We start from the raw sequence: 12,495 nt of genomic DNA on the forward strand, positions 1-12,495 counted from the left end.
GTGCGTCCAAGGGTAAACGACTCCATCGTCCAACAAGGACGAAGAGTACAACCAAAAACGAGGGAAGAAAGGTTGCACAACATGACTAAAATTGGATTACCTCCCAAACAGGGATTGTACGATCCGGGGTTTGAGCATGATGCGTGCGGTATTGGCTTTGTTGCCAATATCAAAGGTGTCAAATCACATGAAATCGTCAAGCAGGCGCTTCGTGTCCTTTGTAATTTAGAACATCGCGGTGGTCAAGGCAGTGAAACGAATACGGGTGACGGGGCAGGCTTATTGATGCAAATCCCGGATACGTATCTTCAGTTCGCTTGTGTGGATGAGAATATAAAGCTCCCTGCTGCTGGCAGCTATGGTGTCGGTATGGTTTATTTACCTCAGGATTTGGAGGCACGCCAAGCATGTGAGAGTATAATTGAGCGAATTGTCAAACAAGAAGGGCAGCAATTCCTCGGATGGAGAACCGTTCCAACGGACAATAGTTCTTTGGGAGATTCCGCTAAGTCAGCAGAACCGTTTGTACGCCAAGTCTTTATCGGTCAAAGTGAAGATGTAACGAGCAACTTGGATTTTGAACGTAAGCTATATATTATTCGTAAGCTATCTGAGAACGCTATCAAATTATCTCATCGTGAATCGCAATTTTACTATTCTAGCTTGTCTAGCAGAACGATTGTTTATAAAGGAATGTTAACGCCTGAGCAAGTTGACGCTTATTACATTGAATTGCAAGATGAGAAAGTAGACTCCGCACTCGCACTCGTTCATTCCCGCTTTAGTACGAACACATTCCCGAGCTGGGAACGTGCACATCCGTACCGCTATTTGATTCATAATGGTGAAATTAATACCCTGCGCGGCAATGTGAATTGGATGCATGCCCGTCAGGCTATGTGCGAAACCGAATTATTCGGCGAAGATTTCAAACGCATTCTTCCTGTTATTGATACCGATGGCTCCGATTCACAAATGTTTGATAATACATTAGAATTCCTCATGCTTTCTGGACGTTCGCTGCCGCATGCAGCGATGATGATGGTGCCAGAACCTTGGTCCAAACACGAAACGATGGACGATGAGAAGAAGGCTTTCTATGAGTACCACAGTACACTGATGGAGCCGTGGGATGGTCCAGCAGCCATTGCTTTCACAGATGGCAGTCAAATTGGAGCCATCCTTGACCGTAATGGCTTGCGTCCAGCGCGTTACTATGTAACGACCGATGATTTCATTGTTCTGGCTTCTGAAGTAGGTGTCTTGGATATTGAGCCGGAGCGTATTTTGTACAAAGATCGTCTCAGACCTGGACGTATGCTGCTTGTTGATACGATCGAAGGCCGCATCGTAACCGATGAGGAAATCAAAAGCCGTATCGCTGGCGAACAGCCTTACCGTGATTGGTTGAACGAGCACCTCGTTTCCCTTGAAGACTTAGAAGATGCGCCAATCGTGCTCGGTTCCGACCATGACACGGTACTGCAGCGTCAGCATGCATTTGGTTATACCTTCGAACAACTGCGTAAGACACTGGAGCCAATGGCCAAAACGGGTGTAGACCCCATTGGTTCAATGGGTACGGATGCACCGCTTGCCGTGCTTTCCGATCGACCGCAGCTGCTATATAACTACTTTAAGCAATTGTTTGCGCAGGTTACCAACCCGCCGATCGATGCGAATTTCGAAGAAATTATTACAGCTCAAGGCACTACAATCGGTCCTGAGCGTAACCTGATTAACCCTGAACCCGAGAGCTGTCGACAAATACGTTTGCAATCGCCATTCCTCTCCAATGAAGAGCTGGCGAAGCTGCGTCATATTAAGCGCAATGGCTTCAAAACGGTTACTTTGCCTACGTTATTCGAGGCAGCCGAAGGCACAGAGGGTCTGGAAAGTGCGATGCAAGCCCTTTATGCAGCGGCTGATCAAGCCATTGTGGAAGGCGCTTCGCTGATCATTCTTTCGGACCGTGGTGTAGATAGCCGTAAGGCACCTATTCCGGCGCTGCTTGCGACTTCGGGTCTCCATCACCATTTGATTCGCCAAGGCACACGGACCAAAGTTAGTTTGCTTGTAGAGTCGGGCGAACCGCGTGAAGTGCACCATTTTGCTTTGCTGCTCGGTTATGGCGCAGGGGCTATTAACCCATATCTCGCGTTGGAAACGTTAGACGACATGATAGGGCGCAAGCAGCTTGTTGGCGTTGATCTTGAGAAAGCAACGTATAACTACATTAAAGCTGTAACGAAGGGCGTTGTTAAAGTCCTGGCGAAAATGGGTATTTCCACGATCCAGAGTTATCGTGGGGCGCAAATTTTCGAAGCGATTGGACTTAGCCAAGAACTCATCGATTCGTATTTTACATGGACCTACACCCCTATTGGCGGGATTGGTATCGATATTGTGGCTAAGGAAGCTTTGATCCGCCACAACCGCGCTTTCTCCGAGCAAGAGGGACGCGATAAGGTGCTCGATACCGGTGGTGATCTGCAATGGCGCAGAGACGGTGAAGACCATCTCTATACACCGGAAACGGTGCATGCCTTACAATCAGCCGTTCGTACGAACAACTACGCGATATATAAGAATTTCTCGAAGCTCATCCAACGTGAGGATGAGAAATATATGGCTTTGCGCGGGCTTCTGAGCTTCAAGGAAGGCCGACAACCGATTCCGATCGAAGAAGTGGAGCCGATCGAGTCGATCTTTAAGCGCTTCAAGACAGGAGCCATGTCCTATGGCTCCATCAGTAAAGAAGCGCATGAAACGATTGCGATTGCGATGAACCGCATCGGCGGCAAGAGCAACACCGGCGAGGGCGGCGAGCATCCTGAGCGCTTCACGCCAGATGCGAACGGCGATCTTCGCCGCAGCGCAATCAAGCAGGTGGCGTCCGGCCGCTTCGGCGTCACAAGCCATTATCTCGTCAATGCGGACGAGATTCAGATCAAGATGGCGCAGGGCGCGAAGCCCGGCGAGGGCGGTCAGCTCCCGGGAACCAAGGTGTACCCTTGGGTTGCCGAGGTTCGCGGTGTTACGCCAGGCGTAGGCTTAATCTCGCCGCCGCCGCATCACGATATTTATTCGATCGAGGATCTAGCTGAGCTGATCCACGATCTCAAGAATGCCAACCCGCGGGCACGGATCAGCGTGAAGCTGGTATCCGAAGTTGGTGTTGGCACCATCGCTGCCGGTGTAGCCAAAGGGAAAGCGGACGTTGTCCTGATCTCCGGCTACGACGGAGGAACAGGCGCGTCGCCGCAGACGAGTATTCGCCATGCGGGACTGCCGTGGGAGCTCGGTCTAGCGGAGACGCATCAGACGCTCGTGCTCAACAACCTGCGCAGCCGTATCGTCGTCGAGACAGACGGCAAGCTGATGACGGGGCGCGACGTTGTCGTAGCTGCCCTGCTCGGGGCTGAGGAGTTCGGCTTCGCTACAACTCCGCTCATTACCATTGGCTGCGTGATGATGCGCGTGTGCCATCTGGATACCTGTCCGGTTGGGGTTGCTACGCAAAATCCGGAGCTTCGCAAGAAATTTGCCGGGGATCCGCAGCATGTGGTCAATTTCATGACCTTCATCGCGCAGGATGTGCGTGAGATGATGGCTGAGCTTGGCTTCCGCACCATTGAAGAGATGGTCGGCCGCACAGATGTGCTTGAGTCTAAGCAAGCTGTCGAGCATTGGAAAGCTAAGGGCGTCGACTTATCGCCGCTTCTGCACCAACCAGAGATGGGCGAGGATGTGGGCCGATTCTGCCAAATGGCGCAGGATCATGGCTTGGATCGCTCACTGGACGTAACGAAGCTGCTTGCTATTTGTGAGCCTGCTATTGAGCGCAAGGAGCATGTGCACGCCATCCTGCCAATTACGAACGTCAACCGTGTTGTCGGAACGATTGTCGGTAGTGAAGTTACACGTCGTCATGGCGTGGACGGCTTGCCGCACGATACGATCCGCCTCCACTTTAATGGTTCTGCTGGTCAAAGCTTCGGTGCTTTCGTACCGAAAGGGATCACGCTTTCGCTGGAAGGCGATGCCAATGATTACGTTGGTAAAGGATTATCAGGTGGTAAACTGGCAATCTTCCCTTCCAGTCAATCGCACTTTGTTCCCGAAGACAACGTGATTATTGGAAATACCGCATTCTATGGCGCAACCGACGGGGATGCTTACATCCGTGGTATTGCAGGCGAGCGTTTCTGCGTAAGAAACAGCGGTGTACGAGCAGTTGTTGAAGGTGTTGGAGACCATGGTTGTGAATACATGACTGGCGGCCGTGTTGTTGTCCTGGGTTCTACGGGCCGCAACTTCGCAGCAGGTATGTCAGGCGGTATCGCGTATGTGCTGGATGAGAAGGGTGACTTCTCAAGTAAGGTGAACAAAGAAATGGTTTACCTAGAACAGTTGGAAGAAACGTATGAAATGAACGAACTGAAAACGATGATACAGCATCATGCCACATTTACGGATAGCAGCGTTGCCCACCAAGTTATTAAGCACTGGGATGAGTACGTTTGGAAGTTCGTGAAGGTTATACCGAAGGACTACAAACGGATGTTTGATGCCATCGAAAAGGTAAAACGCTCTGGACTAAGCCAACAAGAAGCCGTTATGGTTGCTTTCGAGGCGAATATGAGGGATGTTTCACGTGTCGGTGGAAACTAACGAATCAGATCAGATGCTGACGAAGTAAGTTTTGCATAAGCAAAACATGTGATGCTTCCGATGCCAGTTTTTCTGGCGAAAAACTCTTGGGAGGGATTAAACGTAAATGGGTAAACCAACTGGTTTTATAGAACATCGTCGTGAAGTGGCATCTGAAGCTGCTCCCCTAGTCCGGATTGGACATTGGAAGGAGTTTGCGACGCCGCTGACTGAAGATAAATTGCAGACGCAAGGGTCTAGATGTATGGACTGTGGGATTCCATTCTGTCACACAGGGGCGTTGATCAGCGGCATGGCCGCTGGTTGCCCGGTTAATAACCTCATTCCGGAATGGAATGATCTGGTGTATCGCGGTCAATGGAGAGAGGCTCTGGACCGTTTACACAAGACGAACAATTTCCCTGAGTTCACGGGACGCGTTTGTCCGGCGCCATGTGAAGGTTCGTGTACGGTAGGTCTGAAGGATACACCGGTTACAATCAAAAGCATCGAGAAAGCCATTATTGATAAAGGCTTCGATGAAGGCTGGATTACACCTGAGCCTCCGGAAGTGCGCACAGGTAAGAAGGTAGCTGTCGTAGGCTCGGGTCCATCCGGACTCGCTGCAGCAGCGCAGTTGAACAAAGCCGGACACTGGGTTACCGTGTTCGAACGTGCAGACCGCGTGGGCGGACTGCTCATGTACGGCATTCCGAACATGAAGCTGGATAAGAAGTACGTCCAACGTCGTGTGGATCTGCTGGAAGCCGAGGGCATCACGTTCGTTACCGGCGCTCATGTCGGTGTGAACTATCCGATTGAGAAGCTGCAAGAGGAGTTTGATGCCATCGTTCTGTGCGGCGGGGCAACGAAAGGCCGCGATCTTCCGATCGAGGGTCGTGAGCTAGGCGGCGTCCACTTAGCCATGGAATTCCTGAGCAAGAACACGAAGAGCTTGCTGGATTCCGAGCACGCCGACGGCGCGTTTATTTCCGCCGAAGGTAAGGATGTTATCGTCATTGGCGGCGGCGACACGGGAACAGACTGCGTGGGCACATCTTTGCGTCACAAAGCGAAGAGTGTTACGCAATTTGAGATTATGCCCAAGTCGCCGGACACACGTCCTGCGAACAATCCTTGGCCGGAATGGCCAAAAGTCCACAAAGTGGACTACGGTCAACAAGAAGCGGCAGCGGTGCAAGGTGAAGATCCGCGCCAATACTTAATCAACACGAAGAAATTCGTGGGGGATGAGAATGGCAACTTGAAGGAACTGCACACGGTGCTCATCGAGTGGCAGAAGAACGAGAAGGGTCAATTCGTTCCTCTGGAAGTTCCAGGCAGCGAGAAAGTATACCCAGCTCAGCTGGTACTGATCGCGATGGGCTTTACAGGACCGGAGAACACGGTGCTGGATCAACTCGGCGTCGTCAAAGACGAGCGCTCCAACGCGAAAGCGGACTACGGTAAGTTTGCGACGAGCGTGGACGGTGTCTTCGTTGCCGGTGACATGCGTCGTGGGCAAAGCCTCGTAGTTTGGGCAATCAACGAAGGTCGCGCAGCGGCTCGTGAAGTTGATCGTTACTTGATGGGATCGTCGAATTTACCATAATATGCGGAAAAAGGAAGGAACCCTTGGTTTGGGTTTCTTCCTTTTTGTTTGCAAATCTTTTTTTACCGCATTTGGTGGAAATAAAAGCAGTTGTGCCGAGCTTAAAGTATTTAAAAACCGCAACGAGGCTGGAAAAGTAGGCTGAGAAGCCGTTTTCCGAAAGGCAATAGCTGTAAGGAAGCTTTTCAAACCGCTAATGAAACCGACGAATAGCCGGTACGCATAGCACACTAGCAACAATGGCGATGCCAATCGAAGCGAATATCGTTATGGTTGTTATCCCGCCAATCCCATCTGCAATTAAGCCAATGAGGAAATAACTCACAGGCAGCAGGGCGAAAGAACCTAATAGATCAAGATATTTTAACGCGATCATAGCGATCGACGATCCAGCCGGAAAAGGGGAGCATGATTACGTAAGGGAGCATATATGCAGCCATTACGATGCCCATCATCGTGGTTGAGCCTGTTAGGGAATAAACAACCATGGGTAAAATAACGGTAGTAACAGAACCGCCGAGCATGGAGATGAGTTGGCTAAGCCACAAAGGAAAGGAACGTGATTGTACGAAAGGCATTAGGAAATTATCTAGTACTCGCTGTTTCTTTTTAAGATGGGATTCTATTTGCATGTTTGATTTACTCCTAACTCACAGAATCAAAAGGTGAACAATTCATACACATCATGTACAATAGAGGGAGCAGGTAAACGCGCGATGCTGCGAAAGCCTAGTATGCACGGATTGGAGGGGAGCACATGAAGAAAGAGAATCTCATCACGCCGGCGGAACTGCATGCACTGCTAACTGAGAATGGGGAGGACCTTCAGGAATTTGAAATCGACGAACCCATCGGTACACAGCATCTTCATTCTCTGCAAAAAGCAATTGTGCTCCTCTCCCAGCAGGTTGCGGATCTTCAAACGCAGCTTCATGAGCATTTTATACGCCAGAACAAACAACAAGAACAACTGCTCCGGCAATTTGAATATCAAATTGAACATAAGCTCCATGAACAGTTGGCAAATGGGATCGTGGTACTGCAGCAGCCGACGGACATGGATGTCGAAGTTTTAAATAAGAAGTCCCAACAATTGACGCTCTATTCAGCTGAATTGCCTGACCCGGTTGATGAAGAGCCGACATATTCCAGGGTGAAAAGCTACAGAAAGATTCGGAAACGAAAGAAGTCGTTACTGGAGAAGCTTTTCGGATAGTTGAAAAGACAAAAGACCGCATCTTCCTAATCGAAGAGCGGTCTTTCCGTGTCTTAGTACAGCTGGATGCTATAGCATCCCTTCCTCATGAGCCTTCTTGGATGCTTGCACGCGGTCTCGGACGTCCATTTTCGAGTATATGCTGGAAATATAGTTCTTCACAGTGCCTTCGGACAAGAAAAGCTTTTCGGCAATTTCTCGGTTATTGAGGCCATCTGCGATACAATGCAGTACTTGCAACTCGCGCTCGCTCAGTCCATAAGTGTCGGTTCTAGTCTGCTCTTCTACAGCTTTGACTCCAGCACTCTGCGATGTGTGATCAGAAGCGCCTCTCGCTTCCTGGACGAGCATTCTGGCGATATCTTGCGGGATGAGTGTACCGCCTTGATGCACCCATTTGATACCGGCCGCCAGATCCTTCGGATGAATGGCTTTGAGCAAATAGCCTTCGGCACCCGCTCCTAGGGCATCAACGACATAGCTGATTTCCTGGAAGGTAGTCAGGATGATGACACGAATCTGAGGCCATGTTGCCTTGATTTGGCGGGTCGCTTCGACGCCATCCATGACAGGCATATGAATGTCCATGAGTACAACGTCAGGCTGCTGTTCTTCGCACTGCTTTAGGGCTATGTGACCATTCTCAGCCAAACCAACGACATGAATATCCGGATCCATATCAAGTACGATGTGCAGGCTTTCTCTAATTAAATCCTGATCATCGACCAGGAGAAGTTTAAGCGGGGTCGTGTTCATGCTTGATCCTCCTCAGAGTTTTTCGCCAGAAAAACTGGCATCGAAAGCGTTACTTGAGTTTTTCGCCAGAAAAACTGGCATCGAAAGCGCTGCTTAAGTGTGTATCCACATTGTACCACCCGGTGCTTCCAACGGGAAAGGATTTAGAATGATGGCAAGCGTTTGGCGGGAATGGAACAATGGACGACAGTACCTTGACCTAATGTGGAACTCACCTGAAGTGTACCTTGCAGAGCAAATATGCGTTCCTGCATGGCGTTGATACCAAAGCCAACTTTCAGCTGCTCCGTACCGATGCCATCGTCCTCAATGCGAATGTCGACTAAATCATCGGAGTAAGTGAGTGTAACTTCTACGGTGGAAGCCCGGCCATGCCGTTTGGCATTGGTTAGTGATTCCTGCAGGCAGCGAATGAGTGAAAGTTTGGTTTGTTTCGGAATGTCGAATTCCTCGCCTACGGTCGTGAATCGGATTTGGGTCCCGGTATGAAGGGCAAATTCGTTGGCCAGTCTCGTCAATTGCTGGGAGAGCAGCATATCGCCCTCGGGGACCATCTGATGAATGCTGCGGCGTACTTCTTCGAGTCCATTGCGGGTTACACTACGCAGGACATCCAGCTTTTCTTTGGCTTTGTCTGGTGCTGTTTCGATCAGGTAGGACACAGCGTCCATCCCCATGATGACGGAAGTAAACGTATGCCCCACTGTATCATGTAATTCACGAGCCATCCGGTTGCGCTCCTCAAGCAGTGTAAGCTGTTCGATTTGGTTGGCGTACTGCTCTAATGCGTTATTTTGCTCATGGATTAAACGATACTGACGTTGGTTCTCGGCTAAAAGCTTTTCGGTCTTCTCATTCGAAGTCACAACCCGTTGTAAGCTAAGGCCAATGGCAAAGAACAGCACAGCATTTAAGATAATGCTAAATAATTGGCCAACCCCCATCCCGCTATGCAGGATGAAAAAATACTCTAAAGGCATAGCCACCATAAATATGGGAGCGGTCCACCAAGCATTTTTTCGGTCGGTGAGGAATCCAATAACCATTAATGGGCAATTAATAGTAAGGTACGCATCCTGCTGCATCCATGAAAGATAGATTTGTAGAGGGATACCTGTCAGCAGCACGGCAATCGGATAGAAAGTTGAGTTGATGTAGTTCGGTCTCCAGAATAGAAATGGAACGCCATAGGACAGGAGGATGGCCAATATCGTTTGGATGGTGGCAGTTAGTTCATGCTCATGCATATGGAGAAGCGCATAAAGTAAGCCAAGCAGCGTAGAACCAGTCAAGACGATAAACAGGGACCACTCCACACCGTGCCAAGGTCTTCTTTGAATCATAAAAGGACTCCTTTACACAAGATCTTATAAGATCATTGTACATAAAAACAGGAAAAAGCCATAGTGAGTGCAGTCATATAGGTTAGGTGATGGTTTGTGACCTTACTCTATGACTATACTATTCTTAGGAGGATTACTAGGCAAAGCGGTTCAGGTAGGGTAGCATTGGGTTATATTGGTTAAAAGTTAGGGGAGTGTTAAGGATGACGGCAACAACAGATGCCATTACACCGATAGTAAAAATCGATCAAATTACAAAACGAATCGGTTCTAAGACGATTATTGATAAATTAAGCTTTGAGGTGCCGCGGGGCGAGGTGTTTGGGTTTCTCGGACCGAACGGAGCGGGAAAAACGACAACCATCCGGATGATGGTCGGACTCATGTCGATCACGGAAGGGGATATACGGATTGGCGGGTATTCGATACGTACCCATTTTGAGCAAGCGATTCGTCATGTTGGCGCTATTGTGGAAAATCCGGAAATGTACAAGTTTCTGAGCGGTTATCATAATTTGGTTCATTACGCGAGAATGTTCCCGGGCATTGAGGAAGACCGAATTCATGAGGTCATTGATCTTGTTGGTATGGAAAATAGAATCCATGACAAGGTCAAAACGTACTCCCTCGGTATGCGCCAAAGGCTTGGAATTGCCCAAGCCTTGCTGCATAAGCCGTCGGTACTAATCCTCGACGAGCCTACCAACGGGCTGGATCCAGCTGGTATTCGAGAACTGCGTGATCATTTGCGGAAGCTTACCCGGGAGGATGGAATCTCAGTCATCGTGTCCAGTCACTTACTTTCGGAGATGGAGTTGATGTGCGATCGTGTCGCCATTATTCAGAACGGGAAGCTGGTGGACGTCAGACTGATTAAAGAGTTTGGTCAGGCGGATGGCAAGCAGCAGGTGGCTTTTGAGGTGGCATCGATGGATCAAGCTTTGACATTAGCAGCAGAACACGGAGCACAAGTGAATGTAGCTGGGGATGACCTTATCATGAATCTCGATAAACAAGAAACCGCTGCGTGGAACAAAAGGTTCGTAGAGGCAGGGATTGCGGTCTACGGCATCCGAGCGGCTACCAAATCCCTGGAAGATCAATTTTTAGAGATGACGGGAAGTGATCCGATTGCTTAATCTAATTCGAAATGAACATATGAAAATTTATCGTAGGCTGCGAACTTGGATTCTAGGTGGATTATTGATTGCTATTGTCGTATTAGCTGCGCTGTTTTCACATTCGGGCTATAAAGCAAATGAAGACTGGAAGACCAGAGCAGCGGAATCGATTGAGCACAATCAGAAAGAACTGGAAAATCAGGATGTGCCGGCCAAATTTAGAGAGCAGATGAGGGAGGACATAGCACTCCAGCAGTACATGTTGGATCATAATTACCCTCCGACAGATAACACGTTATGGGGTGGCACCTTAAGTGCAGCGGGATTAATCATCATGGTTACATTATTTACCGTAATCATTGCCGGAGATATGGTCGCTGGTGAGTTTACATGGGGGACGATCAAACTGCTGCTCATTCGTCCTGCCAATCGAGCGAAGATTCTCTTATCAAAGTATCTAACAACGCTTCTGTTTGCAGCTACTCTGCTGATTGTGATGTTTATTACTTCTTTGATTGTGAACGGGTTCCTCTACGGATTTCAGAGTCTAAGCCTTCCACACCTAACTGTAAATGCAGCAGGACAAGTTCAGGAAGAGAGTATGCTGGTGTATGTGTTTGCAACCTATGGACTAAAGTTAATCGAACTCGTCATGATCGTGACGATGGCCTTTATGATCTCGACCGTATTTCGCAGCTCTTCCCTAGCCATTGGACTTAGTATTTTCATCATGTTCGCGGGGCAAATTATTACGATATTGCTGCTGAGATACAGCTGGGGCAAATATTTTTTATTCGCCAATACCGATCTCACTCCCTACTTAGTGGGGCAGCCGCTGGCGGAAGGGATGACGCTTGGTTTCTCTATAACCGTGCTGCTCTTCTATTTCTTATTGTTTAATGTACTCTCATGGGAAATATTCCGTAGACGTGATGTAGCCGCCTGATTATCGGGTGGTCCAGAGACTAACGGATACCAAAAAGGACGACTCCTAGGTAATGAACCTTTGGAATCGTCCTTTTCTCATTTTTGAATATACGCGTGGATGGTATCAGGAACTTCCTTCAAGGAGTTCAACTGGTAGAACGCCCCTTTAGGAGTGATGTCAATGGTTCCTGTGTTGTACTCCCAGTCCTGCTGTACAGGAATGTGTATCGAGTGGATACCTGCATGCAGCGCAGGCAGTACATCCGTCTTGATCGAGTTGCCGATCATCCATGTGTGGTTGCGATCAAAACGCTGTTCGTTCATGATTGTTTCCATATATTCTCTTGTCTTATGCACCGTAACAAAGATGCGATCATCAAAATAGGTGTCTAAGCTCAAATCTTTCACTTTTTTCATTTGGATAGATGCATCGCCACCTGTATATAGGAACAGTCGATGTCCGGCTTGCTTAAGATGATCAAGTGTTTCGTTCATAAGCGGATAAGGCTCTGCCGTGTATTCATAAACAGTGTGGCCTAATTGCAACAACCATGATTCTTCTTTTACATTAGTTGGACGGTTATACTGTGAGGCGAACCATTGGTACGTCTCAACAAATGATTTGGGAAAACGATCCGGCATAAAGCCATGAATGTGAATGCCAGCGAGATCGATTTGAAGCTGCTTCTGCTTGATGTCCTGCGCGTTAAGTCCGTGCCCGGAATACCAAGTAAGCATAAGATCGATAAATTGGTCAATCACGAAGTCAAAATATCTATTACAATGCACCAACGTATCATCAAGATCAAAAAGTATCGTCTGTTCTCTCATAGGCCCTATCTCCTGTATCAGTTAGAAATGAATTTC

At 48.6% G+C, this 12,495-nt stretch carries 10 protein-coding genes; 5 read left to right on the forward strand and 5 right to left on the reverse strand.

Annotated features, from left to right (window positions below; translation table 11 throughout):
* The first annotated feature begins 81 nt into the window (after positions 1–81).
* Together gltB and QFZ80_RS37960 are read left to right on the forward strand one after the other, a co-directional pair.
* The gene (gltB, locus tag QFZ80_RS37955) at positions 82–4,674 is read left to right on the forward strand and encodes a glutamate synthase large subunit (protein ID WP_307563762.1); all 4,593 of its coding nucleotides are present in this window, start codon (positions 82–84) and stop codon (positions 4,672–4,674) included.
* A 106-nt stretch (positions 4,675–4,780) separates the two neighbouring features.
* The gene (locus QFZ80_RS37960) at positions 4,781–6,265 is read left to right on the forward strand and encodes a glutamate synthase subunit beta (protein ID WP_307563764.1); all 1,485 of its coding nucleotides are present in this window, start codon (positions 4,781–4,783) and stop codon (positions 6,263–6,265) included.
* A 193-nt stretch (positions 6,266–6,458) separates the two neighbouring features.
* Here the strand turns inward: QFZ80_RS37960 and QFZ80_RS37965 are convergent, their stop codons facing one another.
* Together QFZ80_RS37965 and QFZ80_RS37970 are read right to left on the reverse strand one after the other, a co-directional pair.
* A complete protein-coding gene (locus QFZ80_RS37965) occupies positions 6,459–6,641 on the reverse strand; it encodes a hypothetical protein (RefSeq protein ID WP_307563766.1) in 183 nt (60 codons plus the stop codon).
* Positions 6,619–6,897, reverse strand: a complete 279-nt coding sequence (locus QFZ80_RS37970) for an MFS transporter (RefSeq protein WP_373460334.1) — start codon at positions 6,895–6,897, stop codon at positions 6,619–6,621. Before QFZ80_RS37970 ends, QFZ80_RS37965 begins: the two co-directional genes overlap by 23 nt.
* A gap of 125 nt (positions 6,898–7,022) precedes the next feature.
* On the opposite strand from QFZ80_RS37970, the gene QFZ80_RS37975 reads away from it, so the two are divergent.
* Complete coding sequence (locus QFZ80_RS37975; RefSeq protein WP_307563768.1) at positions 7,023–7,481, forward strand: hypothetical protein; 459 nt, start codon at positions 7,023–7,025, stop codon at positions 7,479–7,481.
* Between the two features lie 69 nt (positions 7,482–7,550).
* On the opposite strand, the gene QFZ80_RS37980 is transcribed toward QFZ80_RS37975, so the two are convergent.
* On the reverse strand, positions 7,551–8,237 hold the full coding sequence (locus tag QFZ80_RS37980) for a response regulator (protein ID WP_307549889.1): 687 nt from the start codon (positions 8,235–8,237) through the stop codon (positions 7,551–7,553).
* A 143-nt stretch (positions 8,238–8,380) separates the two neighbouring features.
* Positions 8,381–9,580: a sensor histidine kinase gene (locus QFZ80_RS37985; RefSeq protein WP_307549887.1), complete on the reverse strand. Its 1,200-nt coding sequence runs from the start codon at positions 9,578–9,580 to the stop codon at positions 8,381–8,383.
* Positions 9,581–9,783: 203 nt separating this feature from the next.
* Between QFZ80_RS37985 and QFZ80_RS37990 the strand changes: the two genes are divergently transcribed.
* Both QFZ80_RS37990 and QFZ80_RS37995 read left to right on the forward strand, forming a co-directional pair.
* Positions 9,784–10,719: an ABC transporter ATP-binding protein gene (locus QFZ80_RS37990; RefSeq protein WP_307549886.1), complete on the forward strand. Its 936-nt coding sequence runs from the start codon at positions 9,784–9,786 to the stop codon at positions 10,717–10,719.
* A complete protein-coding gene (locus QFZ80_RS37995) occupies positions 10,703–11,647 on the forward strand; it encodes an ABC transporter permease (protein WP_307563770.1) in 945 nt (314 codons plus the stop codon). The genes QFZ80_RS37990 and QFZ80_RS37995 overlap by 17 nt, the downstream gene beginning before the upstream one ends.
* 77 nt (positions 11,648–11,724) lie before the next feature.
* Here the strand turns inward: QFZ80_RS37995 and QFZ80_RS38000 are convergent, their stop codons facing one another.
* A complete protein-coding gene (locus QFZ80_RS38000; protein ID WP_307549882.1) occupies positions 11,725–12,459 on the reverse strand; it encodes an HAD family hydrolase in 735 nt (244 codons plus the stop codon).
* Positions 12,460–12,495 lie beyond the last annotated feature (36 nt).

The organism is Paenibacillus sp. V4I7 (genome assembly GCF_030817275.1).
Lineage (GTDB): Bacteria > Bacillota > Bacilli > Paenibacillales > NBRC-103111 > Paenibacillus_E.